This is a genomic window from Streptacidiphilus carbonis (assembly GCF_000787775.1).
Taxonomy (GTDB): Bacteria; Actinomycetota; Actinomycetes; order Streptomycetales; family Streptomycetaceae; genus Streptacidiphilus; species Streptacidiphilus carbonis.
In genome coordinates this window covers 66,279-92,986 of record NZ_BBPM01000011.1, presented here as the reverse complement: position 1 = coordinate 92,986, position 26,708 = coordinate 66,279, and the positions used below count along the sequence as shown (strand labels likewise).

Annotated in this window: 26 protein-coding genes; 3 read left to right on the top strand and 23 right to left on the bottom strand. The window is 70.2% G+C overall.

The window, feature by feature from the left end; all coding sequences use genetic code 11:
* Nucleotides 1-31: 31 nt before the first annotated feature.
* The 18 genes from TR46_RS11180 to arc form a co-directional block, all read right to left on the bottom strand.
* Nucleotides 32-1,105, bottom strand: coding sequence for an ABC transporter ATP-binding protein (locus TR46_RS11180; RefSeq protein WP_084718282.1), 1,074 nt, complete (start codon nt 1,103-1,105; stop codon nt 32-34).
* 177 nt (nt 1,106-1,282) lie between these two features.
* Nucleotides 1,283-1,927 (bottom strand): PadR family transcriptional regulator, encoded by a 645-nt coding sequence (locus TR46_RS11175; RefSeq protein WP_042397779.1) that lies wholly within the window; start codon nt 1,925-1,927, stop codon nt 1,283-1,285.
* A gap of 161 nt (nt 1,928-2,088) precedes the next feature.
* Entirely contained in the window at nt 2,089-4,965 is a 2,877-nt protein-coding gene (locus TR46_RS11170; RefSeq protein ID WP_042397776.1) for a DEAD/DEAH box helicase, read from the bottom strand.
* A 177-nt stretch (nt 4,966-5,142) separates the two neighbouring features.
* On the bottom strand, nt 5,143-6,162 hold the full coding sequence (tatC, locus tag TR46_RS11165) for a twin-arginine translocase subunit TatC (RefSeq protein ID WP_052432708.1): 1,020 nt from the start codon (nt 6,160-6,162) through the stop codon (nt 5,143-5,145).
* 56 nt (nt 6,163-6,218) lie between these two features.
* The gene (tatA, locus tag TR46_RS11160) at nt 6,219-6,509 is read right to left on the bottom strand and encodes a Sec-independent protein translocase subunit TatA (RefSeq protein ID WP_042397773.1); all 291 of its coding nucleotides are present in this window, start codon (nt 6,507-6,509) and stop codon (nt 6,219-6,221) included.
* Nucleotides 6,510-6,665: 156 nt separating this feature from the next.
* Complete coding sequence (locus TR46_RS11155) at nt 6,666-6,884, bottom strand: hypothetical protein (protein WP_152626411.1); 219 nt, start codon at nt 6,882-6,884, stop codon at nt 6,666-6,668.
* Between the two features lie 87 nt (nt 6,885-6,971).
* Nucleotides 6,972-7,202: a hypothetical protein gene (locus tag TR46_RS11150; protein WP_042397769.1), complete on the bottom strand. Its 231-nt coding sequence runs from the start codon at nt 7,200-7,202 to the stop codon at nt 6,972-6,974.
* Nucleotides 7,199-8,176: a helix-turn-helix transcriptional regulator gene (locus TR46_RS11145; protein WP_042398066.1), complete on the bottom strand. Its 978-nt coding sequence runs from the start codon at nt 8,174-8,176 to the stop codon at nt 7,199-7,201. The genes TR46_RS11150 and TR46_RS11145 overlap by 4 nt, the downstream gene beginning before the upstream one ends.
* A 26-nt stretch (nt 8,177-8,202) precedes the next feature.
* Nucleotides 8,203-9,219, bottom strand: a complete 1,017-nt coding sequence (locus tag TR46_RS11140; RefSeq protein WP_042397766.1) for a helix-turn-helix transcriptional regulator — start codon at nt 9,217-9,219, stop codon at nt 8,203-8,205.
* Between the two features lie 150 nt (nt 9,220-9,369).
* Nucleotides 9,370-9,741 carry an FKBP-type peptidyl-prolyl cis-trans isomerase gene (locus TR46_RS11135; protein ID WP_042397763.1) on the bottom strand — a complete coding sequence of 124 codons (372 nt, stop codon included), beginning with the start codon at nt 9,739-9,741 and terminating at the stop codon, nt 9,370-9,372.
* 62 nt (nt 9,742-9,803) lie between these two features.
* Nucleotides 9,804-10,829: an FKBP-type peptidyl-prolyl cis-trans isomerase gene (locus tag TR46_RS11130; RefSeq protein ID WP_042397760.1), complete on the bottom strand. Its 1,026-nt coding sequence runs from the start codon at nt 10,827-10,829 to the stop codon at nt 9,804-9,806.
* A 169-nt stretch (nt 10,830-10,998) separates the two neighbouring features.
* Nucleotides 10,999-12,360, bottom strand: coding sequence for a Pup--protein ligase (pafA, locus tag TR46_RS11125; RefSeq protein WP_042397757.1), 1,362 nt, complete (start codon nt 12,358-12,360; stop codon nt 10,999-11,001).
* A gap of 134 nt (nt 12,361-12,494) precedes the next feature.
* Nucleotides 12,495-13,295 (bottom strand): proteasome subunit alpha, encoded by an 801-nt coding sequence (gene prcA, locus TR46_RS11120; protein WP_042397754.1) that lies wholly within the window; start codon nt 13,293-13,295, stop codon nt 12,495-12,497.
* Between the two features lie 54 nt (nt 13,296-13,349).
* Nucleotides 13,350-14,195 (bottom strand): proteasome subunit beta, encoded by an 846-nt coding sequence (gene prcB / locus TR46_RS11115; protein WP_042397753.1) that lies wholly within the window; start codon nt 14,193-14,195, stop codon nt 13,350-13,352.
* Nucleotides 14,147-14,791, bottom strand: coding sequence for an endonuclease VII domain-containing protein (locus TR46_RS39300; protein ID WP_042397750.1), 645 nt, complete (start codon nt 14,789-14,791; stop codon nt 14,147-14,149). Before TR46_RS39300 ends, prcB begins: the two co-directional genes overlap by 49 nt.
* Before the next feature lie 5 nt (nt 14,792-14,796).
* A complete protein-coding gene (locus TR46_RS11105) occupies nt 14,797-15,015 on the bottom strand; it encodes a ubiquitin-like protein Pup (protein ID WP_084718306.1) in 219 nt (72 codons plus the stop codon).
* 201 nt (nt 15,016-15,216) lie between these two features.
* A complete protein-coding gene (gene dop, locus TR46_RS11100; protein ID WP_042397743.1) occupies nt 15,217-16,728 on the bottom strand; it encodes a depupylase/deamidase Dop in 1,512 nt (503 codons plus the stop codon).
* A gap of 185 nt (nt 16,729-16,913) precedes the next feature.
* Nucleotides 16,914-18,680: a proteasome ATPase gene (gene arc, locus TR46_RS11095; protein ID WP_042397739.1), complete on the bottom strand. Its 1,767-nt coding sequence runs from the start codon at nt 18,678-18,680 to the stop codon at nt 16,914-16,916.
* Nucleotides 18,681-18,966: 286 nt separating this feature from the next.
* On the opposite strand from arc, the gene TR46_RS11090 reads away from it, so the two are divergent.
* Complete coding sequence (locus TR46_RS11090) at nt 18,967-19,254, top strand: ferredoxin (RefSeq protein ID WP_042397736.1); 288 nt, start codon at nt 18,967-18,969, stop codon at nt 19,252-19,254.
* An 87-nt stretch (nt 19,255-19,341) separates the two neighbouring features.
* Here the strand turns inward: TR46_RS11090 and TR46_RS11085 are convergent, their stop codons facing one another.
* From TR46_RS11085 to TR46_RS11075, 3 genes are all read right to left on the bottom strand, one after another.
* Complete coding sequence (locus tag TR46_RS11085) at nt 19,342-19,890, bottom strand: hypothetical protein (protein ID WP_052432707.1); 549 nt, start codon at nt 19,888-19,890, stop codon at nt 19,342-19,344.
* Between the two features lie 122 nt (nt 19,891-20,012).
* Nucleotides 20,013-20,945, bottom strand: coding sequence for a tRNA (adenine-N1)-methyltransferase (locus TR46_RS11080; RefSeq protein ID WP_042397731.1), 933 nt, complete (start codon nt 20,943-20,945; stop codon nt 20,013-20,015).
* A 49-nt stretch (nt 20,946-20,994) separates the two neighbouring features.
* Nucleotides 20,995-22,200 carry a site-2 protease family protein gene (locus TR46_RS11075; protein WP_042397728.1) on the bottom strand — a complete coding sequence of 402 codons (1,206 nt, stop codon included), beginning with the start codon at nt 22,198-22,200 and terminating at the stop codon, nt 20,995-20,997.
* 221 nt (nt 22,201-22,421) lie between these two features.
* Here TR46_RS11075 and TR46_RS11070 point away from each other — a divergent pair, with 221 nt between their 5' ends.
* Together TR46_RS11070 and TR46_RS11065 are read left to right on the top strand one after the other, a co-directional pair.
* A complete protein-coding gene (locus TR46_RS11070; protein WP_084718280.1) occupies nt 22,422-23,276 on the top strand; it encodes a RecB family exonuclease in 855 nt (284 codons plus the stop codon).
* Between the two features lie 12 nt (nt 23,277-23,288).
* Entirely contained in the window at nt 23,289-23,960 is a 672-nt protein-coding gene (locus TR46_RS11065; protein WP_030260881.1) for a response regulator, read from the top strand.
* 90 nt (nt 23,961-24,050) lie between these two features.
* Here TR46_RS11065 and TR46_RS11060 read toward each other — a convergent pair whose 3' ends face one another.
* Complete coding sequence (locus TR46_RS11060; protein ID WP_042397723.1) at nt 24,051-25,688, bottom strand: ABC transporter substrate-binding protein; 1,638 nt, start codon at nt 25,686-25,688, stop codon at nt 24,051-24,053.
* Between the two features lie 293 nt (nt 25,689-25,981).
* Nucleotides 25,982-26,695: an HAD family hydrolase gene (locus TR46_RS11055; protein WP_042398064.1), complete on the bottom strand. Its 714-nt coding sequence runs from the start codon at nt 26,693-26,695 to the stop codon at nt 25,982-25,984.
* Nucleotides 26,696-26,708 lie beyond the last annotated feature (13 nt).

Genomic DNA, 26,708 nt, shown 5'->3' with positions numbered 1-26,708 from the left:
GGGGCAGGGGCGGCGGGCAGGGTGCTGGTGCTCATCGCGAGGCTCCTTCGGCGTCGGCGAAGCTGCGTCCGGCATAGCGGAGGTAGACGTCGTCCAGGGACGGGCGGGCGACGGTGACGGCGGCCACCGGGCTGCCGGCCTGGTCCAGGGCGGCCAGCACGGCCGGGACGGCGGCGGCGCCGTCGTCGGCGCGGGCGCTGACGCGTCGTCCGTCCACGGTGATCTCGCGGATCCCCGGCACCCGTCCGAGCGCCTCGTAGACACCCAGGGCGTCGGCGGCCGGGGTCCCGGCCAGCACCGCGTGGACGGCGTCGCCGTGCAGTTCGCCCTTGAGGTCGTCCGGCGTGCCCTCGGCGACGATCCGGCCGCGGTCCACGATGGCGAGGCGGGCGGCCAGCCGGTCGGCCTCCTCCAGGTAGTGGGTGGTGAGCAGGATGGTCAGGCCGTCGTCGCCGGCCAGTCGGCCGATCTCGTCCCACATCGCGGTGCGGGCCTCGGGATCCAGGCCGGTGGTGGGCTCGTCCAGGAACAGCACCTCGGGGCGGTGCACCAGGCCGAGTGCGACGTCCAGCCGCCGCTGCATACCGCCGGAGTAGGTCTTGACCTGGCGCCGGCCGGCGTCGGCCAGGTCGAAGCGGTCCAGCAGCTCGTCGGCGCGGCGGGCCAGTTCGGCGCCGCGCATCCCGTACAGGCGTCCCTGCAGCAGCAGGTTCTCCCGGCCGGTGGCGACCGGGTCCGCCCCCGAGCGCTGGGCCACCACGCCGATGGCCCGGCGCACCAGCGCGGGGTCGGCGGCGATGGAGCGGCCGGCCACGGTGGCGCGGCCGCTGTCGGCGGCGGCCAGGGTGGTGAGGATCTTGACGGTGGTGGACTTGCCCGCGCCGTTGGGGCCGAGCAGGCCGAAGACGATGCCGGGTTCGACGCCGATGCTGAGCCCGTCCAGCGCCCGGACGGGCCCGGAACGGCCCTTCACCTGGTACGTCTTGACGAGGTCGACGGCCTCGATGGCGAGCGGGCGGCCCGCCGCTGCCGGGGCGGGGCGGGCGGCGGCCGGGTGCGGGACGGTTGCCGCCGTCCGCACCGTGCCGCCGTTGGGGCTGGTCATGATGGTGGTCCCTTCGGTCGTTGATCGTTCGGGCACTGATCCACGCCGGGGACTCGGGCTACGATGAGGGTGCGTTCCTTGTAGTCACCGAGTCCTGTTCGCGCAGGCCGGTACCGAGGTTCCCGGCCCCGCCCGGTGTTGCCGCACCGGTCGGGGCCTTCTGCCGTGCTGCTTCTTTCAGTCCTGCTGGCGCTCCGCCTCCAGTTCCTGCCACTCCCTGGGCGCCTCGCCGGTGGCATGGTACTGGCGCCAGCCGTCCATGCCCTGCAGCGAGCCGTCGGCCATCTCCTTGAGCAGCTGCCGGATCCAGTCGTTCTCGGCCGCCCTCATGTCCAGGCTGTACTCGGACTCCACCAGGAAGAGCCTGGGGACGCCCGACTCCATCACCGCCGCCAACTCCTCGCGCTGGGAAGCGATCCAGGCATCCTGCGCGACCACCCGCCGCTCCAGCAGCGCCATCGCCTCATCGGGCGGCAGCACGCCGATCAGCGAGAGCGCTGCCTCGAACCGGGGGTGCTCCTTGACCGGTTCGGTGACCAGCTCGGAGAGCCAGTCCACCAGTTCGGCGCTGCCGGCCTCAGTCAGGCTGTACAGCGTCCGCTCGGGCCTGCGGCCGTCGCGCTCGGTACCGGCGGCCTCGATGAAGCCGTGCCGCTCCAGACTCTGCACCACGGTGTAGAGCGAGCCATAGTTGATCTTGATGCTGTGCTCCTTGTGCCGGGAACGCAGCAACTGGGCGATCTCGTACGGATGGCGCGGCTGCTCGCGAATGGTCGCGAGGACGGCCAGGGCCAGCGGGTTGCTCATCTTCCGCTTCGCCATCGCGCTCTCCCGATCATTCGCCGGCAAGTACTCGTACACGAGTATACGTACCTAGGTATTGCTTGTGTCAACACGCTATATCGCGTCGTCGGACAGCGCAAGGCCCGTCCCGGCGTCCTTGGAAGCTGCTGCCCCGGGGCGGGCCTTGTCGACGCGGCGCGCTACCCCACCGAGGAGTAGGCGATGATGCCGCGGCGGATGCCGTCCACGGCCTTGCGTGCGGTGGCGCGGACCGTACCGCCCTCGGGGGCGGCGTTGGCGATCTGGCCCAGCACGTCGATCAGCTGCCGGGTCCAGCGGACGAAGTCGCCGGCCGGCATGTCGGCCTCGCGCAGCACCGCGTCCAGCGGCTGGCCCGAGGCCCAGCGGAACGCCGTCCAGGCGAAGCCCAGGTCGGGCTCGCGCTGGCCGACGTTGTCCTCCGCGGCCAGCTTGTGCTGCTCCTCCAGGGCGTCCAGGTGGCCCCAGAGCCGGACCATCTCGCCCAGCGCCTCGCGGGCGCCGCCGTCCGGGAGCTTGGGGGCGCTGCTCTCGTCGTCCCCGCGCCGCGACTCGTACACCAGCGCCGAGGCGCAGGCGGCCAGTTCGGCCGGGGTCAGCCCCTCCCAGACCTCCTCGCGCAGGCACTCGGACGCCAGCAGGTCCAACTCGCCGTAGAGCCGGGCCAGTCGGCGGCCGTCCTCGGTGACCGTGTCGCCCTGCAGATAGCCGAGGTCGGTCAGCAGCGCGCAGACCCGGTCGAAGGTCCGGGCGATGGTGTGGGTACGGGACTGCATCCGGCGTTCCAGCTGCTGGGTGTCGCGCTTCAGCCGCTCGTAGCGCTCGGCCCAGCGGGCGTGGTCCTCGCGCTCGTCGCAGCCGTGGCACGGGTGCTGCCGCAGCGCGGTGCGCAGCCGGGCGATCTCCGGGTCGTCCGCGGCGGCGGCCCGGCCCTTGCGGACCCGGGCCGGCTCGATGTGCCCGGCCTTGGTGCGCAGCGCCGAGGCCAGGTCGCGCCGGGACTGCGGGCTGCGCGGGTTGAAGCTGCGCGGGATCCTGACCCGCTCGACGGCCTCCACCGGCACCGGGAAGTCGATCATCGCCAGCCGCTTGACCTGGCGCTCGGCGGTGAGCACCACCGGGCGCGGACCCTCGCTGTGCTCATGGCGGTGCCCGTGCCTGCTGCTGACAGCGGGGATGCCGGGGTCCAGCACCAGCGCGAGGCCGGCGAAGCGGCCGGTGGGGACGTGGATCACGTCGCCCGGCTTCAGCTTCTCCAACGAGTCGGCGGCGCTGGCCCGGCGCTGGTTGGCGCCCTCGCGGGCCAGCGCGTTCTCCCGGTCCTTGAGCGCGCGGCGCAGCCCGGAGTACTCCTCGAAGTCCCCCAGGTGGCAGTCGACCGCCTCGCGGTAGCCCTCCAGCCCCTCCTCGTTGCGCTGCACCTGGCGGGCGATGCCGACCACCGAGCGGTCGGCCTGGAACTGCGCGAAGGAGGTCTCCAGCAGTTCCCGGGACTTGTGCCGGCCGAACTGGGAGACCAGGTTGACCGCCATGTTGTACGACGGCTTGAAGGACGAGCGCAGCGGATAGGTGCGGGTCCCGGCCAGCCCGGCCAGCGCGGCGGGGTCCAGATTGGGCTGCCAGAGCACCACCGCGTGGCCCTCGATGTCGATGCCGCGGCGCCCGGCCCGCCCGGTGAGCTGGGTGTACTCGCCCGGGGTGACATCGGCGTGGGTCTCGCCGTTCCACTTGACCAGCTTCTCCATCACCACCGAGCGGGCCGGCATGTTGATGCCCAGCGCCAGCGTCTCGGTCGCGAAGACGGCCTTCACCAGGCCGCGCAGGAACAGCTCCTCGACGACCTCCTTGAAGGTCGGCAGCATCCCCGCATGGTGCGCGGCGACCCCGCGCTCCAGTGCGTCCACCCACTCGTAGTAGCCGAGGACATGCAGGTCCTCGCTGGGGATGCTGGCGGTGCGGGCCTCGACCAGGGCGCGTACCTCGGCCCGCTCGGAGTCGTTGTTCAGCCGCAGCCCGGAGTGCAGGCACTGCTGGACCGCGGCCTCGCAGCCGGCCCGGCTGAAGATGAAGGTGATCGCGGGCAGCAGGCCCTCTGAGTCCAGCCGGTCGATGACCTCGACCCGGCTGGGGGTCCAGGCCCGGCCGGGACGGCCGTTGGACATGCTGCGCCCCCGGCCGCGCTTGTCGAAGCGGTCCCGGCCGCCGTAGCGGCGGTCCTGCTCGGCCCGGGCCAGCCGGACCAGCTCCGGATTGACGTCCGCCTCGCCGCCCCGGTTGCCGCCGCCGTCGCGCTTGCGGCCGGAGGCCCGTTCCTCCGCCACCCTCGTAGTGAACAGGTCGTACATCCGGTTGCCGGCCAGCACGTGCTGCCACAGCGGGACCGGGCGGTGCTCGGAGACGATCACCTTGGTGCCGCCGCGCACGGTGTCCAGCCAGTCGCCGAACTCCTCGGCGTTGGAGACCGTCGCCGACAGCGAGACCAGGGTGACCGACTCGGGGAGATGGATGATCACCTCCTCCCAGACCGCGCCGCGGAAGCGGTCGGCCAGGTAGTGCACCTCGTCCATGACCACGTAGCCCAGGCCGTTCAGGGTCTGCGAGCCCGCGTAGAGCATGTTGCGCAGCACCTCGGTGGTCATCACCACCACCGGGGCCTCGCTGTTGACCGTGTTGTCGCCGGTGAGCAGGCCGACCTTGTCCGGACCGTAGCGCTTGACCAGGTCCGCGTACTTCTGGTTGGACAGCGCCTTGATCGGGGTGGTGTAGAAGCACTTGCGGCCCTCGGCCAGGGCCAGGTGCACCGCGAACTCGCCGACGATGGTCTTGCCAGAGCCGGTGGGCGCGGCCACCAGCACCCCGGAGCCGGCCTCCAGGGCCTCGCAGGCCTCGATCTGGAAGCCGTCCAGCGGGAAGTCGTAGAGCTCCCGGAAGGCGTACAGGGCGGTGGCCTGCTCCTTGGCCAGGCGCCGGGAGGCGGCGTAGCGCTCGGAGGGGCTGAGCTCGTCTACGGCGTGGTCATCAGGAGCGGCGGAGGTCATCGCGGCACCTTCCTCCCGGGTCGGGCGCACGGGAGCGCGATGGGCGGTGCCTGCGTCTGCGGCGCCTGAACTGTGGTCGTGGGTCTGCATCTCCCCCAGAGGCTACCCGGAGGAACTGACACTTGACCCAGCCATTTATCCGAGGCTGATCAGGTGCTGTGGGTCAGGTGCTGTGGGTCAGGTGATGTCGTCCATCCGCTCGCCGCGCTCGCCCCTCGCGGCCGGCACGGAGGCCTCTTCCTCGTCCGGGTGGTAGACCATCGGCTCGGCGTGGGCGAACTCCTCGGCGGACACCGTCTCGGCGCGGACGTCCGAGGGGGTCAGGTCCGGGGAGGAGGCGATGTCCGGGTCCAGCAGGCTGTCCGGGTCCTCGACCGCCTTGCGGCGCGCCACGGACCGGTCGTGCAGCGTGCAGACGCCGAGGGCCATGATGAACAGCACACAGATCGGGACGGCCAGCACGCTCATGGTCAGCGGGTCGCCGGTCGGGGTGGCCACGGCCGAGAACACGAAGATGATGAAGATGATCCCGCGCCACCAGCTGCGGAGCTTCGCGGCGCTGAGGATGCCGAGGAAGTTCAGTGCCACCAGCAGCAGCGGCAGCTCGAAGGAGAGCCCGAACACCACCACCATGCGGATGAAGAAGTCCAGGAACTCGGCGCCGGAGAAGGCCAGCGAGAAGCCCGACGGGTTGAAGCTGACCAGGATGCCCAGGGCCTTGGGGAAGATCCAGTACGCCAGGTAGGCGCCGATCAGGAACAGCGGCACCGCGGCAGCGGTGAAGCTGAGCCCGTACTTCTTCTCCTTCTTGTACAGCCCGGGCGCGACGAAGGCCCAGAGCTGATAGGTCCAGACCGGGCTGGCCAGGATCAGGCCGGCCATCATCGAGATCTTGAAGGTGAACGACAGCGGTGCGAGCACACCGTTGTTGACCAGCAGCCCGTTGGGACAGGAGGCGGTGTGCTGGCCGTAGCCCTGCACCCCCTTGATCGCGCAGGCGGGCCCGGTCAGCTGGTCGATCAGCCAGTTGTGGAGCATCCAGCCGAGCACCGTGGTGACCAGCAGCGCCGCCAGGCAGATCAGCAACCGGTTGCGAAGCTCACGGAGATGATCCGAGAGGGGCATCCGTCCCTCGTTGTCCTTCGGCTGCTTCTGGCGTCCGACGGTCGGACGCCTGCTGCCCTGGGTGTCGCTCACCGTGCGGCTTCAGTCCCTGCGAGATGGGTGGATGGAGAGGGTGGAGCGCAGGCGGGTCAGGCCTTGGCGGAGGGCGTCGGCTCGGGCACGACCTGGTCGGCGACCGGGCGGGCGGTCGCGGCCTCGCCGGGGGCGGCCTGGATGGTCTTGGGGACCACGACCGACTCGGCGGTGGCGGCCTTGGCCTCCGTCGCCTTGTCGTCCGACTTCATCGCGCCGACCTCGGACTTGAGGATGCGCAGCGACTTGCCGAGGGCACGGGCGGAGTCGGGCAGCCGCTTGGCTCCGAAGAGCAGCAGCACGACGACCGCCAGGATGATGATTTCAAGTCCGCGGTTCTCGAGCATGGGAATCCCTCTTCGTCGTGGTCTCTGCGCCGATAATACGCGTTGGACCGGTGGCGAGGTCCAGTGCGCGTGCAGAAGTTGAGGTCAGGCGACCTCGTCCTCATCCTACGCGGGCGGGGTCGGTCACAGTATGAACGGAAGCCTACGGATCCGGAACTACACGTGGGGCACGAGATCGCCGGCCCGACGGGCCACCGGCTCGGCGGCCCGCTCCAGACCGGCAGCGGCGCCCGCGATCCGGCGGGCGCCGGCGTCCAGCTCCCGCGAGAGCGCCAGCACCTGCCGGTACACCAGCAGTGCGCACCAGCCCAGCACCAGGAGTCCGGCGGTGCACAGGCCTACGGCGGCGGTGATCGCCCAGGGCATGGACGGCATACTGGATCCTCTTCTCGATCGTTCCGGCCTGCCTGCCGGTCAGCCTGCCTGCCTGCCTGCCTGCCTGCCTGCCTGCCTGCCTGCCTGTCAGCGGACCACATGCAGCCGCATGGCGGGGACTCCCGCCCCGGTCAGCGCCTCCACGATGCGCTCACCGGCCCGCTTGCGCACCGGAGACTCGCAGCTCGGACAGGTGAAGGAGTAGTAGGTCCGCTCGCTGCTGCGGCCCAGGGCCAGCCGGAAGGCGTCGGGACCCAGCTCGACCGTGCTGCGGCACTCCGGGCAGTGGGCGCGGAAGCGGGTGGCCGCGGCGGTCACCGCTGCTCCCCGCCGTCCTGCTCCGCGCTGTCCTGCTCCCCGACGCCCTGCTCCGCTGCCTCGGCGTAGCACGCCAGGGCGGCGGCGGCGGTGCTGCGGGCCTGCTCGGCCAGGGCCGGCGGCTCGGTGATCCGGCCGTCCGCGCCCAGCCGCAGCGCCAGCCGCAGCAGGCCGGAGGGGTCCGGGGTGCGCAGGGTGATCCGCAGCCCGCCGTCCGAAAGTTCCATCGCGTCTTCGTAGGTGTAGTACTCGGTGACCCAGCGGCCGCCCGGACCCACCTCCAGGACCACCTGCGGATCGTCCTCGGCCGGACGGACCAGGCCCTCGGAGAGGTCGCGCAGCTCCAGCGGCGGCGGGTCGGAGGGCACGTCCAGGACCTTGATGTCGGCGATCCGGTCCAGCCGGAACATCCGCCGGTCCTCGGACAGCCGGCACCAGCCCTCCAGGTAGGTGTGGCCCTCGGTCACCAGGCGGATCGGGTCGACCTCGCGCTCGGTCATCTCGCCGCGGCCCGAGGAGTAGTAGCGGAGCCACAGCCGGCGGCGTTCGGTGATGGCGCGGTCGGCGTCGGCGAAGACGCTGCCCTCGGCCTCGAAGGTCACCCCGACCCTGGCGCTGCCCTCGGCCGCGTCCCCGGCCGCGGCCTCCAGCTTGGCCACGGCCCGGGTCAGTGCGGCCCGGTCGCGCTCGCGCAGTCCCGGCAGCCCGGCCACGGCCCGGGCCGCGACCAGCAGCGAGATCGCCTCGTCCGAGGACAGCCGCAGCGGCTGGGCGACATCGTCGGCATTGTGCCACCAGATGCGCTCACCGTCGGTGTCGATGTCCAGCAGGTCGCCGCCGCGGAAGCTGGTCCCGCACATCGGCAGCACATTGAGGTCGCCGACGAGCTCGCGCTCGGTGATGCCGAAGGCCCGGGCCACCTCGCCGACCCGGGCGCCGGGGCGCTCGCGGAGGTAGGTGACCAGGGACAGCATCCGACGGGTCTGGTCGATGGCGTTGCTCACTGCGCGGACCCTCCAGAGGCGGCGACCGGGGTGCGGTCCGTGGCGGCGGCCCGGCCGGCCACAGCGGTCAGCCGGGCGATGACGTCGGAGCGCAGCTCGGCAGGTCCGACCACGACCACGTCGGCGCCGAATTCGGTGAGGTCGGCGGCCAGCCCGTGCCCGAACGGGATCTCCAGCTCGTCCCAGTCGGCGTCGACCGGTTCGGCGTTCAGGGCCTTGGTGCGCAGCGGGAACGCCGCGCCGCGGCGCAGCCGGATCCGGGCGGTGGCGGTCGCCCCCTCCCCCGCGAACCTGGCCACGTGCTGGCGAACGTCGACATGGTCCGGGACCTCGGCCTTGAAGGCGTCGTGGCGGGCCTTGACCCGACCGACGATCCGGCTCAGCCGGAACACCCGGACGTCCTTGCGGTCGCGGTCCCAGCCGGCCAGGTACCAGTGGCCGTGCCAGCACTCCAGCGCCCAGGGCTCGACGCTGCGCTGCTCCGGCTGGGCGGCGCCGGACTTGCGGTAGGCGAAGGCCACCGGCCTGCGGTCCCGGGCTGCGGCCAGCAGCGGCTCGAAGGCCGCCTCGCGGGCCGGAATCCGCGGTTCCAGGGCCGAGTGCGCCTCCGCGCCGTCACCCTCGGCCAGCGCGCCGCCGGCCCGCAGCTTGTGCAGTGCGCCGCTGGCCGCCCCGGCCAGCCGGGCCTGGGTCCAGACCCCGGCGGCGAGGCTCAGCGCGGCGGCCTCCTCCGCGTCCAGGGCGATCTCCGGCAGCCGGTTCCGGTCCCGACGGGCCAGATAACCCAACTCGCCGTCGAGGGCGTTCTCGTCGACGTCGATGACCAGGCCCAGTTCGCGCAGATCGTCCTTGTCGCGCTCGAACATCCGGTTGAAGGAGTCCTCGCTGGCGCTGTCCGCGGCCTCCCGGTACGCCTCGATGGAGTCCCGCAGCTCGCGCTTGCTCAGCGGCCGCTTGGTGTTCATCAGACACAGCGCGAGATTCATCAGACGTTCGGACTTGGCGATGGGCATCGCACACCCTTCCCTGGGCCCGGACACTGACTATGCCCGGCGCACACGACCGTACCGGTACCGGGCCTGAGCACAAAAGCGCGGCCCCGCCCCACCACGACTGTGGTAGAGCGGGGCCGCGCACAGCCCGGCTGCCGTGACGACGGGTCGTCAGACGCCCAGCAGGTCCACGACGAAGATGAGGGTCTCGCCCGGCTTGATCGCGGGGGTGGGGCTCTGGTTGCCGTAGGCGAGGTGCGCCGGGATGACCAGCTCGCGCCGGCCGCCGACCTTCATGCCCACGACGCCCTGGTCCCAGCCCTTGATGACCCGGCCGCCGCCCAGCGGGAACGTGAACGCCGAGCCGCGGTTCCAACTGGCGTCGAACTCCTCACCGGTGCTGAAGGACACGCCGACATAGTGGACGCTGACGTTGTGGCCGGGCTTGGCCTCCTCGCCGTCACCCACCCAGATGTCCCTGATCTGCAGCTCGGCCGGCGGCTCGCCGCCCGGGAAGTCGATCTCCGGCTTCTCGATGCTCAAGGTTGCTTCTCCTCGTTGCGGTCCGGGGGTCCGAGGGTCGGCCCCCGGTTCAGCACAGTACGTTACGCGGCGGCCAGGATGTCCACGACGAACACCATGTCGGCGTTGGCCGCGATTCCGCTGTTGGCCGGCGGGGAGGCGCCGTAGGCCAGCGTGGACGGGATGGACAGCAGCACCCGGCTGCCGACCGTCTGCCCCACCAGGCCCTGGTCCCAGCCCGAGATGACCTGCTGCTGGCCGATGACCGTCGCCATCGCCCCGCTGTCCTTCCAGGACGAGTCGAACACCTTGCCGTCCGCCAGGGTCGCCCCGGTGTACTGGACGATGATCGTCTGACCGCTGAGCACCTTCGCCCCGGTGCCCTTGATCAGCACTCCGGTCTCCAGCTTGCTCGGCTTCTTGGCGGCGTCCGGGATGGTGAAGGTCGCGGCCTTGCCCGCGGGGGCCACCACCGACGGCATACCGGCCGGGGAGGCCGCCTGGGTGCCGGTGACGTCGTCCTTGGCGCCGACGACCTGGTTGATGTCGATCACGAACACCAGGGTGTCCTTGGCGGTGACCCCGGTCGGCTCGGAGGACGACATCTGCGCCGAGGCGGCACCGGGAGGCGCGACCACCTCGACCCTGCTGCCCACCTTGTGGCCCACCACGGCCTTGTCCAGCGCCGGGATCATCGTGTCGGTGGGCTTGCGCACCGCCGGGGCGCCGCCCTTGCCGTAGGCGGTGTTCAGGGTCTTGCCGGTGGTCCAGTCCTCGACGGTGAAGTTGAAGACGGCGAAGTTGCTGGTGCTGACCGTGGCCCCGGTGCCCTCGGTCAGCGTGTGCACCACGAACTTGTCGGTCGGCTTGGTACCGGGCAGCTTGATCGTGATGTCCTTGCCGAAGGTACCGCCGACCGTCGGCAGCCCCTCCGTCGTGTCCACCACGGCGGGCACCGGAACAGCGCTCGCGGACGCCGACGCGGCGGCGGAAGCGGACGCCTTGGGCGTCGCCGCGTCCGCGGACTTCGACTTGGAGCCGCTGCTGCACCCGGTCAACAGCAACGCGGGCACCACGAGCAGCGCGGCGGCAGTGGCGATTCGGCGCACGTTCGTCCTTAGGATGGGGAGGGAGATGGAGCAGCGGTCAGTCCGCGCCACTCTACGACCTCTCCTTACCCGCACCACAACTACCGAGCCCCCGTGCCGTCACAATACGGACACGGGGGCGTCGAAGCGGACAAGGTGTGCGCACCAGGTGAACGGCGTGAACGGGGTCCTACATGCCGGCGATCAGCTTCTCCACCCGCTCGTCCACCGAGCGGAACGGGTCCTTGCACAGGACCGTGCGCTGCGCCTGGTCGTTGAGCTTGAGGTGCACCCAGTCGACGGTGAAGTCCCGGCGCTGCTCCTGGGCGCGGCGGATGAAGTCGCCGCGCAGCCGGGCCCGGGTGGTCTGCGGCGGGACCGACTTGGCCTCGAAGATCTTGAGGTCGTCGGTGACCCGCTCGGCCTGGCCCCGGTTCTGCAGCAGGTAGTAGAGGCCGCGCCGGCGGTGGATGTCGTGGTACGCCAGGTCGATCTGGGCGACCCTCGGGTGCGACATGCTGATGCCGTTCTTGGCCCGGTAGCGCTCGATCAGCTGGTACTTCATCACCCAGTCGATCTCCCGGTCCACCTTGGAGTAGTCCTCGGCCCGGATCGCCTCCAGGGTGCGGCCCCACAGGTCCAGCACCCGGGCCACCGTGCCGGTGCGGATGCCCTTGGCGTCAGCGAAGGCACTGGCCTTGCTGAAGTACTCCTCCTGGATGTCCAGCGCGCTGGCCTCCCGGCCGTTCGCCAACCGGACCTGCCGGGAGCCGGTGAGGTCATGGCTGACCTCCCGGATCGCCCGGATCGGGTTCTCCAGGGTGAGGTCCCGCAGGACCGTCCCGGCCTCGATCATCTTCAGCACCAGGTCGGTCGCGCCCACCTTGAGCAGTGTGGTGGTCTCCGACATGTTGGAGTCGCCGACGATCACATGCAGCCGGCGGTAGCGCTCGGCGTCGGCGTGCGGCTCGTCCCGGGTGTTGATGATCGGACGGGAGCGGGTGGTCGCCGAGCTCACGCCCTCCCAGATGTGCTCGGCCCGCTGGCTGACGCAGTAGACCGCGCCGCGCGGGGTCTGCAGCACCTTGCCGGCCCCGCAGATCAGCTGCCGGGTGACCAGGAAGGGGATCAGGATGTCGGCCAGCCGGGAGAACTCGCCGTGCCTGCCGACCAGGTAGTTCTCATGGCAGCCGTAGGAGTTCCCGGCCGAGTCGGTGTTGTTCTTGAAGAGGTAGACGTCGCCGGCGATGCCCTCCTCGTGCAGCCGCCGCTCGGCGTCCACCAGCAGGCCTTCGAGGATCCGCTCCCCGGCCTTGTCATGGGTCACCAGCTCGGAGACGTCGTCGCACTCCGGGGTGGCGTACTCCGGGTGCGAGCCCACGTCCAGGTAGAGCCGGGCCCCGTTGCGCAGGAAGACATTGCTGCTGCGGCCCCAGGACACCACACGGCGGAACAGGTAGCGGGCCACCTCGTCCGGGGACAGCCTGCGCTGGCCACGGAAGGTGCAGGTCACCCCGTACTCGTTCTCCAGTCCGAAGATTCTGCGGTCCATGGTGTCTCCCCTTTGCCGGGACGGCCGTCAGTCAGAATGTGCCCTGCTTCACAATGTGCACGGTCGGACACCGTCCGAAACCGAAATCGGAGCCGGAGGGCATGCCGTCGCCCTGCCCTCCGGCGCGAGCGGGATCAGTCCTCGGTCGGAGTCTCCGGCGGTGCCTCGGCCGTATCCACCGGGTCGGGGGATGCCTCGGGCGGGGTCTCGTCCTCGTCTCCTGCTGCGCTCTCGTCGCCGGCCAGCAGCCGGCCCAGCTGGCCGCCGGTCAGGCGCTTGAACTTGCGCTGCTGCCAGCGGCCGCGGTCCAGCACCGCGACCTCCAGCTGATCCTGGGTCAGCGTGCGGGCCTGACCGCCGTTGGGGTCCCGGGCCAGGCTCTCGACCGCGAGCTTCAGCGCCTCGGGGAGGGTCAGCCCCTCCGCGTGGCGCTGCTGGAGGTAGGTGCTGATGGATTCGGAGTTGCCGCCGACCGCGACGGTGTGCTGCTCGTCGACGACCGAGCCGTCCGGGGTGAGCCGGTAGATCTGGTCGTCGTGCGGACTCTTGCCGACCTCGGCGACGATCAGCTCCACCTCGTACGGCTTCTCACCGGTGGAGGAGAAGATGGTGCCCAGGGTCTGGGCGTAGACGTTCGCCAAACCGCGGGCGTTGACGTCGGCCCGGTCGTAGGAGTAGCCGCGCAGGTCGGCGTAGCGGACGCCGCCGATCCGCAGGTTCTCGAACTCGTTGTAGCGGCCGACCGCGGCGAAGGCGATGCGGTCGTAGATCTCGGAGACCTTGTGCAGCGCCCGGGAGGTGTTCTCCGCCACGAAGACGATGCCGTCGGCGTAGGTGAGCACGACCACGCTGCGGCCGCGGGCGATGCCCTTGCGGGCGTACTCGGCGCGGTCGGCCATGGCCTGCTGGGGTGAGACGTAGAACGGCGTCGACACCGGCTGTCGCCCCTATCTGGAGTCGAGGTGAGTGGTGTAGGGAGACAGAGGGGACTAGAGCAGCCCGGCCTGCGGGCCGTTGGGGTGCTCCAGCCGGTGGTCCAGGATGCTCCGGGCCAGCGCGCCGACCTCGTCGTCGGGGAGGCGGCGGAAGCCGTCCTCGGTGATGACGCCGACGATCGGGAAGATTCCGCGGGTCAGGTCCGGGCCGCCGGTGGCGGAGTCGTCGTCGGCGGCGTCGTAGAGCGCCTGGACGACGGCTGTGGTGGCCTGTTCGGCCGTCAGGTCGGAGCGGTACAGCTTCTTCAGCGAGCCCTTGGCGAACAACGAGCCCGAGCCGGTCGCGGCGAAGCCGACCTCCTCGGAGCGGCCGCCGGTGACGTCGTAGCTGAAGATCCGGCCCCGGCCGAGGTCCAGGTCGTAGCCGGCGAAGAGGGGCACCACGGCCAGACCCTGCATGGCCATGCCGAGGTTGCCGCGGATCATGGTGGTGAGGCGGTTGGCCTTGCCCTCCAGGGAGAGCTGGGTGCCCTCGATCTTCTCGTAGTGCTCCAGTTCCAGTTGGAACAGGCGCACCATCTCCACGGCGAGGCCGGCGGTGCCGGCGATGCCGACGGCGGAGTACTCGTCCGCCGGGAACACCTTCTCGATGTCCCGCTGGGCGATCAGGTTCCCCATGGTGGCCCGGCGGTCACCGGCCAGGATCACCCCGCCGTCGAAGGTGACGGACACGATGGTGGTGCCGTGCGGAGCCTCCAGCGGCTGCAGCCCGGCCGGCAGGGTCCGGCGGCCGGGGAGCAGCTCCGGCTGATGGTCCGCCAGGAATTCGACGAAGGACGACGAACCCGGCGTCAAGAAGGCAGCCGGTAGACGCCCGGTGCCACGAGTGTTGGCTTCCACACGTTCCCTTCCAGATAGTCGGCCCCACGGCGGAGCAGGTCGGGCCGGTCCTTGAACTGCCCCAGCCCGCCATTGCAGTTGAAGCAGAGGATGGCTCGGACCCTACCCGTTTTGTGGTCGTGATCCACATGTTCCGGGCCCGGAGTCAGACAGATCGCACAGACACCCATCTGTGCGTCGATCATGGCGGCGACCTCGGCTGAGCCGAGACCATAGCGTCTCGTCAGGTGGTAGTGACGAGTGCTGCCATGAAGCCGGACCCTCGACTCAAGCCCTCGGGCATTGTGGCAAGGCTTGCAGTAGGTGGTTCGACCATCGCCTGTATTGCGGTTGCGTGGGAAATCATCCAGCGGCTTGACCGTTTCGCAGTCCAGACAGAACTTCATACCCTCGGGAGTCTCCTGCCGAGGGATGAAGCGACGCTCCTGCCGCCCTTCCCGCTCCGAGCGCTTACGCCGCGTTCCAAGATTCCGCACCTTGAAGCACGGTTTGCAGTAGTACGCGAGTCCGTCCGGAGAGCCGGCCCGCCTCCAGAATTCCGATGCCGATTTGACCTCACCGCAATCGCGACAGACCTTATCGGTCGAATCGGACATATCGTCTACTCTCCGCCTTTTTGTACGTATGACCGGACAAAGGACTCTGCATCCGACTCGAGGATCTCGTCGATGTCGTCGAGTACCGCGTCCACGTCGTCGTCGAGCTTCGCCTTGCGCTCCTTGAGGTCGGAGGCCTCGTTCGCCTCTGCCTCGGTCTCCTCGACCTCCTCGGAGGAGCGGTTCGCCCGCTGCTGCCCACCGCCGGTGTCCTTGGTCGCCATGTCCCTCACACCCCGCTCGATCGTGTCCGGTACTGCTGGTCAGACCCTATACACGAGGGGTGACAACCGCCCTGTGTTTTAGATCCGTCACTACAACGACTGGTGCTGTCCCGATGATGCCCACGCCGTCGGGCTTCACCCTTCGTAGCTCCCCGTCACCCTCCGGTTACGCCTGAAGCGGACAGATGTTCAGACTGGCGTTCAGCCGCCCGAGAGCACCCGGACCAGCTCCTCGGCCGTGCGGCAGCGGTCCAGCAGGGCCTTGACGTGCTTCCTGGTGCCGCGCAGCGGCTCCAGGGTGGGGACCCGCTGGAGCGAGTCGCGGCCCGGGAGGTCGAAGATGACCGAGTCCCAGGAGGCCGCCGCCACGTGGTCTGCGTACTGCTCCAGGCAGCGGCCGCGGAAGTAGGCGCGGGTGTCCTCCGGCGGCTTGTGGGCCGCCCTGAGCACCTCCGGCTCGGTGAGCAGCCGCTCCATCCGCCCGCGGTCCACCAGGCGGTTGTAGAGGCCCTTCTCGGCCCTCACGTCGGCGTACTGCAGGTCGACCAGGTGCAGTCGGGGGTTGTCCCAGCCCAGGCCGTCCCGCTGGCGGTAGCCCTCCAGGATCTCCCGCTTGGCGATCCAGTCCAGCTGCCGGGACAGGCTCATCGGGTCCCGCTCCAGCCGGCCGAGCACGTCCTCCCAGCGGTCCAGGATGTCGCGGGTCTGCTCGTCCGCGTCGGCGCCGAAGCGGTCCTCGACGTACTTGCGGGCCAACTCGCAGTACTCCATCTGGAGCTGTACGGCCGTCAGTTTCCGCCCGCTGCGCAGCGAGAGCAGGTAGCCCAGGTCGGGGTCGTGGGAGACCCGGTGCAGGGTCCGCACCGGCTGGTCCACGACCAGGTCGACGCCGATGAAGCCGTCCTCGATCATGGACAGCACCAGTGCGGTGGTGCCCAGCTTGAGGTAGGTGGAGACCTCGGAGAGGTTGGCGTCGCCGATGATGACGTGCAGCCTGCGGTACTTCTCCGCGTCGGCGTGCGGCTCGTCGCGGGTGTTGATGATGGGCCGTTTGAGCGTGGTCTCCAGGCCGACCTCGACCTCGAAGTAGTCGGCGCGCTGGCTGATCTGGAAGCCGTCGGCCGAGCCGTCCTGGTTGATGCCGACCCGGCCCGCGCCGGTGACCACCTGCCGGGAGACGAAGAAGGGGGTGAGGTGCCGGACGATGTCGGCGAACGGGGTCGACCGCGCCATCAGGTAGTTCTCATGGGTGCCGTAGGAGGCGCCCTTGTTGTCGGTGTTGTTCTTGTACAGGTGGATCGGGTGGGCGCCGGGGACCTGGAGGGCGCGGTTGGCGGCCTCTTCCATGATCCGCTCGCCGGCCTTGTCCCAGAGCACGGCGTCGCGGGGGTTGGTGACCTCGGGCGAGCTGTACTCGGGGTGGGCGTGGTCCACGTAGAACCGGGCGCCGTTGGTCAGGATGATGTTGGCGAGGCCGATGTCCTCGTCGGTCAGCTGGCTGGCGTCGGCGTTGTCCCTGGCCAGGTCGAACCCGCGGGCGTCGCGCAGCGGGTTCTCCTCCTCGAAGTCCCACCGCGCCCGCCGGGCCCGGTGCATCGCCGCGGCGTAGGCATTGACCACCTGCGACGAGGTGAGCATGGCATTGGCGTTGGGGTGCCCCGGGACGGAGATCCCGTACTCCGTCTCGATTCCCATTACGCGCCGTACAGTCATGCGGCCCTCCTTCGAACTGCCGCTGACGACTCGCCGCCTGCGGTCGGCCCGGTTCGGTAACCCGAGCCTAGAACTGCTCACTGACAACCGGCAGATCACTGCCCGAGGTTGTTCAAGACAGGGTGCGGACGCGAACCGTCCGGCTACGGGCAGACTCACCCGCAGCCGGACGGTGGCAGCCTTTCCTACAGGTACTGCCCCGTGTTGGCGACAGTGTCGATGGAGCGGCCGGAGTCGGCGCCCTGCTTGCCGGTGACGAGTGTGCGGATGAACACGATCCGCTCGCCCTTCTTGCCGGAGATGCGGGCCCAGTCGTCCGGGTTGGTGGTGTTGGGCAGGTCCTCGTTCTCCTTGAACTCGTCCACGCAGGCGGCGAGCAGGTGGGAGACGCGCAGACCGCGCTGCCCGTGGTCGAGGAAGTCCTTGATGGCCATCTTCTTCGACCGGTCGACGATGTTCTGGATCATCGCTCCGGAGTTGAAGTCCTTGAAGTACAGGACCTCCTTGTCGCCGTTGGCGTAGGTGACCTCCAGGAAGCGGTTCTCCTCGGTCTCGGTGTACATCCGCTCGACGACGGCCTGGATCATGGCGTCGACGGTGGCGTCCACCGAGGAGCCGTGCTCCTTGACGTCGTCCGGGTGCAGCGGGAGGGAGTTCTTCAGGTACTTGCTGAAGATGTCCTTGGCCGCCTCGGCGTCCGGCCGCTCGATCTTGATCTTGACGTCGAGCCGGCCCGGCCGCAGGATCGCCGGGTCGATCATGTCCTCGCGGTTGGAGGCGCCGATGACGATGACGTTCTCCAGCCCCTCCACGCCGTCGATCTCGGCGAGCAGCTGCGGGACGATGGTGTTCTCCACGTCCGAGCTGACACCGGATCCGCGGGTGCGGAACAGCGACTCCATCTCGTCGAAGAAGACGATGACCGGGGTGCCCTCGCTGGCCTTCTCACGGGCCCGCTGGAAGACCAGGCGGATCTGCCGCTCGGTCTCGCCGACGTACTTGTTGAGCAGCTCGGGACCCTTGATGTTGAGGAAGTAGCTCTTTCCCTGGGGCTGTCCGGTGACTTCCGCCACCTTCTTGGCCAGGGAGTTGGCCACCGCCTTGGCGATCAGGGTCTTGCCGCAGCCGGGCGGGCCGTAGAGCAGCACGCCCTTGGGCGGGCGCAGCTCGTACTCCTTGAAGAGCTCGGCGTGCAGGTACGGGAGCTCCACCGCGTCGCGGATCTGCTCGATCTGCTGGCCGAGGCCGCCGATCCGGTCGTAGTCGATGTCCGGGACCTCTTCGAGGACCAGCTCCTCGACCTCGCTCTTGGGCACGACCTCGTAGACGTAGCCGGAGCGGGGCTCCAGCAGCAGGGCGTCGCCGGGGCGGAGCGTCACGTCGCGCAGCGGCTCGGCGAGCCGGACCACCCGCTCCTCGTCGGTGTGCCCGGTGACCAGGGCGCGCTCGCCGTCCTCGAGGACTTCCTTGAGGGTGACGATGTCGCCGATGCTCTCGAACTCCATCGCGTCGACGATGTTGAGGGCCTCGTTGAGCATCACCTCCTGGCCGCGCGTGAGCTCGTCCAGGGGCAGGCTGGGGCTGACGTTCACCCGCAGCTTGCGGCCGCCGGTGAAGATGTCGGCGGTCCCGTCCTCGTTGGCGGACAGGAAGGTGCCGAAGCCGGCCGGCGGCTGGGCGAGCCGGTCCACTTCCTCCTTGAGGGCCACGATCTGGTCGCGGGCCTCCCTCAGGGTGGAGGCGAGCCGCTCGTTCTGAGCGGTGACTCCGGCCAGGTTGGTCTGCAGTTCAACGACACGCTCCTCGAGGATCCTCGTGTGGCGCGGCGATTCTGCGATTTTGCGGCGCAGGACAGCAATCTCCTGCTCGAGAAAGGAAACCTGACTGAGGGCTTCCTCAGAACCCCGTGCGGGCCTGCCGCCGCGGGTGTAGTCATCGTCGTGGGCTGCCACGGTCCTCACCTCCTCCGGGGGAGCTGAACGTGTCCCGACCCTACCCGGGCAGGGAAGCGTTGGAACCCCTAGATCAGAAAGTCGGAAGGGGTGTGTCTGATCTTCACCCTTGCGCACGTCCCCTCGGTAGTGGGATACCCACTCGGCGACGCCGGGAAGCGACCAGTTGTATTGTCGAGCGGGTCAAGTTCGATCGCGTTGCACCGGGCGGGGTTCCAGCTCTGTACCGATGGCGGGAATAAGGGGTCGCGGAACAACGGCCCCGTGACCAGGAACGGCGGACGGTATGTCCTCGCAGGACGAGCCACTCGAGGTGTGGATCGACCAGGATCTCTGCACCGGGGACGGCATCTGTGTGCAGTACGCGCCCGAGGTCTTCGAGCTCGACATCGACGGGCTCGCGTATGTGAAGGGTGACGACCAGGAGCTGCTGGCGGAGCCGGGGGCGACGGTCCCGGTGCCGCTGACGCTGCTTCAGGACGTGGTGGATTCGGCCAAGGAGTGCCCCGGCGACTGCATCCATGTGCGCCGCAGCAGGGATCTGGTCGAGGTGTACGGTCCTGACGCCGTGTGAGCTAGATCACGTCCGAGTTCGAGTGCGTCTGGACTCGGTCGCCGTCCGGGCTGGATCGCGTCTGAGTTCGATCACGTCTGGGCTCGATCACGTCTGGGCGAGCGGGGTGCTGGCGGCGAGGGTGTAGGCGCCGTCGTGGAGCGTCCAGGTGTCGGCGTCGTGCAGGTCGGCGCAGCAGCGGGGGACGTCGGCGGAGGAGTAGCCGTCGACGTCGGCGTGGATGCTGCCGTCGGCGCGGATCGCCGCGGTGCGGACGGTGAGGTTCTGGGACGGCTTGATGAGGGTGGCCGCGATCCTGGCCTTGCCGTCCGGCCCGAAGCGCAGCACGAACAGGCCGTCCGGCGGGGTTCCGTTGGGGGCGGCGCAGCGGGCGGCGACGACGGTGACGATGTCGCCGCGGCCGGTGGTGTCGGCGCTGAAGCGCTGGGTGATGCGGTCTGGCAGACCGTCACAGGCCAGTGGCAGCGCGAGGCCTGCGGGGTTCGGGGCCTGCGCCGCGGGAACGCTGTGCGGGCCGTTCGCAGTGAGGGTGCCCGCATCGGCCGGTGCAACGGCCAACGCCCCCGCGACGACCCCGCCGACGACGGCGGCGGTCGGGATCCAGTGGATTGCCGTGGAACGAGAGTGTTCAGCCACGGGCGGATCCTCCCACAGGCGGGATCATGCACAGACCCCAGGGGCGCGGGGAACTGCGACCAGCCCTCTACGGAGCTGCACGGTTACTCGCGCAGTTCCTCGCGCCCCTGGGTGCTGCCGGGCTACTCGTCCGCCTGGACCTCTTCGGCCATTTTGAGGAAGCGGCCCGTCTTGGGGGCCACGGGGGCCTCCACCTCGCCGTAGGCGCCCTTGGCGGGGCGGCGGCGGCGGAGCGGGGGCTCGACGCCGTCGGCGAGCCGACGGGACGTCAGCAGGAAGCCGGTGTGGCCGATCATGCGGTGGTCCGGCCGGACGGCCAGCCCCTCCACATGCCAGTTGCGCACCATGGACTCCCAGGACTGCGGCTCGGTGAAGTTGCCGTGCTCCCGCAGCGCCTCGACGGTGCGGGAGAGCTGCGTGGTGGTGGCCACGTAGCAGCAGATCACCCCGCCCGGCACCAGGGCCTTGGCGGCCACGTCCAGGCACTCCCAGGGGGCGAGCATGTCCAGGACCATGCGGTCCACCTCGGTCTCCACCAGGTTGTCCTGGAGGTCGCCGAGGGTGAGCTTCCAGGCCGGGTGCGGGCCGCCGAAGTAGCGCTCGACGTTGCCCCGGGCGATCTCGGCGAAGTCCTCGCGGCGCTCGTAGGAGGACAGCGACCCGCTGTCCCCCACCGCGCGCAGCAGCGAGCAGCTGAGGGCGCCGGAGCCGACCCCGGCCTCGACGACGCGGGCGCCGGGGAAGATGTCGGCCATGGTGACGATCTGCCCCGCGTCCTTGGGGTAGACCACCGCGGCGCCGCGCGGCATGGAGAGGACGTAGTCGGAGAGCAGGGGGCGCAGCGCGAGGTACTGGGTGTTCCCGGTGGTACGCACCACGGAGCCCTCCGGGGCTCCGATCAGCTCGTCGTGCGGGAAGGCGCCCTTGTGGGTGTGGAACGCCTTGCCGGATTCGAGCGTGATGGTGTGGAGGCGTCCCTTGGGGTCGGTGAGCTGGACCTGGTCCCCGACCTGGAAGGGCCCGCGGCGGCGGGCGGCGCCGGTCGGTTCTGACATGGGGACCAGTCTAGAGGAGCCGAAAGGGGCCGCCGACCATCGGAAGGAGTCAGGCGTTCGAGGGCTCGGCGACGGGTGAGCGGCCCGCCATCGCCAGCGCGAACGCCTGCTCGACGTCGACCGCGGCCAGTACCCCCAGCATCGATCCGTCCGGCTCGACCACCAGGTACTCCGGGGCCGGGTTGGCCCGCAGCTGGTCCAGCAGTTCCTCGCCGACCAGGTCGGCCGGGATCCGCAGGCCCGGCTCCAGGACCCGGGCCACCGCGCCGGTCGCGGTCCAGGGGCGGCGGTGGTCGGGGATGGTGCGGACGGCGTTCTCACGGACCAGGGCGACCGGCTCGCCGGCGCCGTCGACGACCACCAGCCCGCGGGCCCCGGCCAGCTCCAACCGGCGCAGCGCCTCGGCGAGCGGGGTGTCGGCGGCCACCGCCACGGCCGGCCTGGCCAGGCTGCGGGCCCGCAGCTCGGGCAGGTGCTCCCGGAGCCTGGCGACCCTGACGCTGCTGACCGCCCCGTTCCAGATGATGGCGGCCAGCACCGCGCCCAGCACCGCGTCCATCAGCACCGACGCGGTGCTCTGGGCGGCGTCGGCCCGGGCCGCCCAGGTGGGCATGCCGACCAGCACCAGGACGGCCAGCCCCTTGCCGACCCAGGCGGCGACGACGGTCCCGGTCATCGGGTTGCCGCTGAGTCTCCAGACCACGGCGCGCAGTATCCGGCCGCCGTCCAGCGGCAGGCCGGGCAGCAGGTTGAAGACGGCGACCACGAAGTTGCTCAGCATCAGCGCGGCCAGCAGCACCCCGGGGACGGTGGCGGCGCGCACCGCCTGCAGTGCGGCCAGGAACACCCCGCCGAGCACCAGGGACAGCAGCGGCCCGGCGAAGGCCAGCCAGAACTCGCGCCCGGCGGTCTCCGCCTCCTTCTCGATCTCGGACACCCCGCCGAAGAACTGCAGCTGGATCCGGCGCACCGGCAGCTTCAGCCGCAGCGCGACCACGGTGTGGGCGAGCTCGTGGATCAGCACCGAGCCGTAGAAGGCGACCGCGAAGAACAGCGCCACCAGGTAGCGGGCCCGGCCCAGGCCGGGCAGCACCAGGTCGATCTGACCGCCGAAGATCCAGGTGATCAGGGCGGCGATGAGGAACCAGGTGGGGGTCACATAGACCGGCACGCCGAAGGGCCGGCCCATCAGCAGGCCGCCCCTGGGGCGGTCCCCCTTGGTGTCACTCACGTCGGCCCCCTTGTGGTCGAGCACCTGGCCGCCGTCGCGGAGGCGAGTGCCACGCTACGCGGTCGGTACGCCGGGATCGCGCGCGGCATGCGGTCCCACCACTACGTTCTACCCAGCTTCAGGCGGCGGGATCCGGGGGACGGGGTCGCGCCGGCACGGGTTGCGTGGGGGTACCGGGGGCCGCTCCCCCGGAAAGGGAGACCGGCCCGATGTGCGTGTCAGTGCCTGCGCATAGGGTTTCGGGCATGCACCCGCCCGGCACCGAACCGCCACCCGCCCGTCCCGTCGCGCCGCCGACGGCCCTCTCGCCCTCCCGGGCCGGGGATTTCATGACCTGCCCGCTGCTCTACCGCCTGCGCGTGATCGACAAGGTCCCCGAGCCGCCGAGCGCCGCGGCCACCCGGGGCACGTTGGTGCACGCCGTGCTGGAGCGCCTCTTCGACGCCCCGGCGGTGCAGCGCACCCCGGAGGCCGCGCGGGCGCTGCTGCGCCCCGAGTGGGAGCGCCTGCTGGCTCAGCGGCCGGAGCTCGGCGAGCTCTTCCCCGACGACGCCGACGGCAGCGGGCTGGCCGGCTGGCTGGCCGACGCCGAGAAGCTGGTGGAGGGCTGGTTCCGGTTGGAGGACCCGACCCGGTTGGAGCCGGCCGAGCGCGAGCTCTATGTGGAGACCGAGCTGGAGTCGGGGCTGCGGCTGCGCGGCTACATCGACCGGGTCGACGTCGCGCCGACCGGCGAGGTCCGGGTGGTGGACTACAAGACCGGCCGGGCCCCCTCCCGCGACTTCGAGGGCAAGGCCATGTTCCAGATGAAGTTCTACGCCCTGGTGCTGTGGCGGCTGCGCGGGGTGGTGCCGCGCCGGCTGCAGCTGGTCTACCTGGGCGGCGGCGGCCAGGTGGTGACCTACGACCCGGACCCGGCGGACCTGCGGGCGGTGGAGCGCAAGCTGCACGCGCTGTGGGAGGCGATCCAGCGGGCGCTGGAGAGCGGCGAGTGGCCCGCCAACCGCAACCGGCTGTGCGACTGGTGCTCCTTCCAGTCGCTGTGCCCCGCGTTCGGCGGCACTCCCCCGCCGTACCCTTTGCCTGTACTTAACCGATGAGTGGAGCGAGTTGTGGCGATCCGAGTGCTGCTGGTCGACGACCAGCCGCTGCTGCGTACCGGGTTCCGGATGATCCTGGAGGCGGAGGCCGACATCGCGGTGGTCGGCGAGGCCGGTGACGGCCAGCAGGCGCTGGACCAGGTGCGGGCGCTCCAGCCCGATGTGGTGCTGATGGACATCCGGATGCCGCGGATGGACGGCGTGGAGGCGACCCGGCGGATCGCCGGACCCGGCCGGGACGGCCCCGCCAAGGTGCTGGTGCTGACCACCTTCGACCTGGACGAGTACGTGGTGGAGGCGCTGCGCGCGGGGGCCAGCGGCTTCCTGCTCAAGGACGTCCCCGCCGAGGAGCTGGTCCAGGCGATCCGGGTGGTCGCCGACGGCGCCGCGATGCTGGCCCCCAGCGTCACCCGGCGGCTGCTGGACATGTACGCGGGCCGGCTGCCCTCCGGGGACGAGGCGCCGCCGCAGTCGCTGGCGACGCTGACCGAGCGCGAGGTCGAGGTGCTGAAGCTGGTGGCCCGGGGGCTCTCCAACGCCGAGGTGGCCGGGGAGCTGTTCGTCAGCGAGACCACGGTGAAGACCCATGTCGGCCATGTGCTGACCAAGCTGGGGCTGCGCGACCGGGTCCAGGCGGCGGTGTTCGCCTACGAGAGCGGACTGGTCCGGCCCGGCAACGGCTGAGGGGGACGGGTCGGGCCCGGTCGGAGTCGCTCCGACCGGGCCCGGCTGTCACCGCTTGCGGATCGTTGTCCATAGATCACCGCTTGCGGATCAGTTCTTTCCGATCATCCAGAAGCGCATGATCGACGCGATGTCCAGGGTGAGCGGCACCCCGGTGATGTTCGCCTGGGTGGCGATGTACTGGTTGTCCTGCCACAGCGGGATGTACGCGGCGTCCTCGGCGATCTGCTTCTGGATCTGCGTGAAGGTGTCCGTGGTGGTCTGGTCCGCCCGGTCGGCCTCCTTGAGGCTCAACGGGTGCAGATCGTTGATGATCTTCGACGGCGCGTAGTTGTTGCCGAAGGTGTTGTCCTTGCCGATGAACGGCGACACGAAGTCGTCCGCGTCCGGGTAGTCCGCCTGCCAGCCGGTCAGCGACGCGCCGAGCTTGCCGCTGGACCACAGCGGGATCAGGGCGCCCAGGTTGGGCACGGACTTCAGGGTGACCTTGAAGATCCCGCTCGCTTCGAGCTGCGACTTGATCTGCGCGGCCTCGGCCGGTCCGGCCGCGGAGTTGGCGGCGTAGGTCAGGGTGAAGTCGATCGGCAGCTTCACCCCGGACAGCGAGTTCTTGACCTGGCCGGCCGCGATCGGGTTGATGGCGTACGGGGTCTGCTCGAACGGCCTGGTCTGGTCGCCGATGCCCTGCGGGATCACCGAGTACAGCGGGGTGACCGTGCTCTGGTAGACCTTGTCGGCGATGGCCTGGCGGTCGATCAGCTTGCCGATGGCCTGGCGCACGGCCGGGTTGGTGAAGGGGGCGACGCCGACGTTGAGCACCATCATCCGGGTGCTGGAGCCGGTGCCCTGGACGACCTGGATGCCCTTGCCGAGCTGCTGCGCGCCCTGCAGCGCGACGATGTCCGCCGGGGCGAGGTCGCTGCCCGCGTTGAGGTCGATGTCGCCGCTCTGCAGGGCGCTCTTGACCTTCGCCGGGCTGTCGTAGAACTTCAGCGTGGCACCGGCGTTCATCGGCTTGGTGCTGCTGTAGGCGCCCTTGTAGTCCGGGTTGAGCACCAGCTTCACCGACACCGGGGTGACCGCGCCCTTGGCGTCCGTGGTGGTCTGCACCGAGTCGATCTTGTAGATGCCGGAGCCGACCACGCCGGTGCCGTCCAGCAGCTTGGTGGTCGGGTACACCTTCGGGTCCACGATCTCGCCGACGCCGGAGGCTATGCGGTCCGGGAAGGTCGCGTCGGCGGTCTTCAGGTGGAAGGTGATCTGCGTCGAGCCGCTGGTCTCCACCGACTGCAGGGTGTCGAGCAGCACGCTCACCCCGGAGCCGTTGTCGGCCTTGTTCGCGGCGACCTTGAGCACCCGGTCGAAGGAGTACTTGACCGCGGCGGCGTCCAGGGGGTCGCCGTTGGAGAACTTCAGGTCCGGCAGCAGCGTGCAGACGTAGGTCAGGTACGAGCCGTCGGTGAACTTGCAGCTCTTCGCAGCATCCGGGCTGGGCGTGTTGGCGCCCGGCAGGTACGTCATCAGACCCTGGTAGACGTTGTAGAACACGGTCCAGGAGCCGGCGTCGTAGGCGCCGGCCGGGTCCAGGCTGGTGTACGAGCTCACCGTGCCCAGCGTGATGGTGGATCCGGCCCCGCCCTTGCTGCCCGAGCTGGTGGAGCCGCAGGCGGCAGTGGCCGTGAGGAGGCCGATACAGCCGAGCGCCGCAAGTCGTTTCGCTGCTGACATGACTTCCTTCGTGTCCTGGCCGACGCTGTGGACGCCGGGCCGGAGGTCGTACGACCTCGCCACTGCCCCATGACGAGGTCGACCGCAGGCTGCAGCAGCGTGGCGTGAGGGGTCCGCGCGCCAGAGCGGGACACCACAGCACGGGGTGTCGCACGGGTCTCGCGGTGTTCGATCGTCTGTAGCGTGCCATACGATCGCACCGGCTCGCACCGTGCCCTAACCCTGGGTTCCAGAGCAGATCATGCTATTGCCAGGACTTCTCCACAGATGTCCGTTTTGGCGTTAGCAGCTAGTTACCTTGACTGGCCGTCAAGTTCCGGGACGAGGCTCCGCAGCAGGGCCACGTCCAGGTCCTCCAGCGAGGCCAGCAGGGTGCGGCCCGGGGCCTCCTCGATGGGTGTCACCGAGGGCACCGCGACCACCCGGCAGCCCGCCGCCTCGCCCGCCCGCACCCCGGTGGGCGCGTCCTCGACCACCACGCAGCGCACCGGGTCGGCGCCGAGCCGCGCGGCGGCGAGCAGGTAGGGGTCGGGGAACGGCTTGGTGCGCTCGACCTCGTCCCCGGCCACCGAGAACGCGAAGCAGTCGGCGCCCAGGGTCTGCAGCACCAGGTCGATGATCCGGCGGTGCGACGCCGACACCAGCGCCGTCGGGATCTTCTCGGCCGCCAGCTCGTCCAGCAGCTTGCGCGCGCCGGGGCGCAGCGGCACGCCGCGGCCGACCAGCTCGACGAAGCGATCGTTGATCATCCGTCCGAACCGGTCGGCCGTCAGCGGCACTCCGCTCACCGCCAGCAGGTAGTCCACCACCCTGCCCATCGGGCCGCCGACGACCACCTCGCGGTCCTGGGCGGTGAGCGTGTGGCCGTACTCGGCCAGCAGCCCCGCCTCCGCCTCCCACCAGAAGTCCTCGGTGTCGACCAGGGTCCCGTCCATGTCGAGCAGGACGGCCTGGAGGCCGCTCGGTTGGCGGGAGAGGACGGCAGAGGCGGCAAAAGTGGTCACCAGCACACAATAGCCA

What these genes read in the sequence shown, in the direction of transcription:
- TR46_RS11180 (WP_084718282.1), bottom strand. Translation starts at nt 1,105, where the DNA reads ATGACCAGCCCCAACGGCGGCACGGTGCGGACGGCGGCAACCGTCCCG.
- TR46_RS11170 (WP_042397776.1), bottom strand. Translation starts at nt 4,965, where the DNA reads ATGACCTCCGCCGCTCCTGATGACCACGCCGTAGACGAGCTCAGCCCC.
- pafA (WP_042397757.1), bottom strand. Translation starts at nt 12,360, where the DNA reads ATGGACCGCAGAATCTTCGGACTGGAGAACGAGTACGGGGTGACCTGC.
- TR46_RS11060 (WP_042397723.1), bottom strand. Translation starts at nt 25,688, where the DNA reads ATGTCAGCAGCGAAACGACTTGCGGCGCTCGGCTGTATCGGCCTCCTC.
- TR46_RS11140 (WP_042397766.1), bottom strand. Translation starts at nt 9,219, where the DNA reads ATGCCCATCGCCAAGTCCGAACGTCTGATGAATCTCGCGCTGTGTCTG.
- TR46_RS39300 (WP_042397750.1), bottom strand. Translation starts at nt 14,791, where the DNA reads ATGTCCGATTCGACCGATAAGGTCTGTCGCGATTGCGGTGAGGTCAAA.
- TR46_RS11155 (WP_152626411.1), bottom strand. Translation starts at nt 6,884, where the DNA reads ATGCCGTCCATGCCCTGGGCGATCACCGCCGCCGTAGGCCTGTGCACC.
- TR46_RS11080 (WP_042397731.1), bottom strand. Translation starts at nt 20,945, where the DNA reads ATGTCAGAACCGACCGGCGCCGCCCGCCGCCGCGGGCCCTTCCAGGTC.
- TR46_RS11145 (WP_042398066.1), bottom strand. Translation starts at nt 8,176, where the DNA reads ATGCTGTCCCTGGTCACCTACCTCCGCGAGCGCCCCGGCGCCCGGGTC.
- TR46_RS11070 (WP_084718280.1), top strand. Translation starts at nt 22,422, where the DNA reads ATGCACCCGCCCGGCACCGAACCGCCACCCGCCCGTCCCGTCGCGCCG.
- TR46_RS11090 (WP_042397736.1), top strand. Translation starts at nt 18,967, where the DNA reads ATGTCCTCGCAGGACGAGCCACTCGAGGTGTGGATCGACCAGGATCTC.
- TR46_RS11105 (WP_084718306.1), bottom strand. Translation starts at nt 15,015, where the DNA reads ATGGCGACCAAGGACACCGGCGGTGGGCAGCAGCGGGCGAACCGCTCC.
- dop (WP_042397743.1), bottom strand. Translation starts at nt 16,728, where the DNA reads ATGACTGTACGGCGCGTAATGGGAATCGAGACGGAGTACGGGATCTCC.
- tatA (WP_042397773.1), bottom strand. Translation starts at nt 6,509, where the DNA reads ATGCTCGAGAACCGCGGACTTGAAATCATCATCCTGGCGGTCGTCGTG.
- TR46_RS11175 (WP_042397779.1), bottom strand. Translation starts at nt 1,927, where the DNA reads ATGGCGAAGCGGAAGATGAGCAACCCGCTGGCCCTGGCCGTCCTCGCG.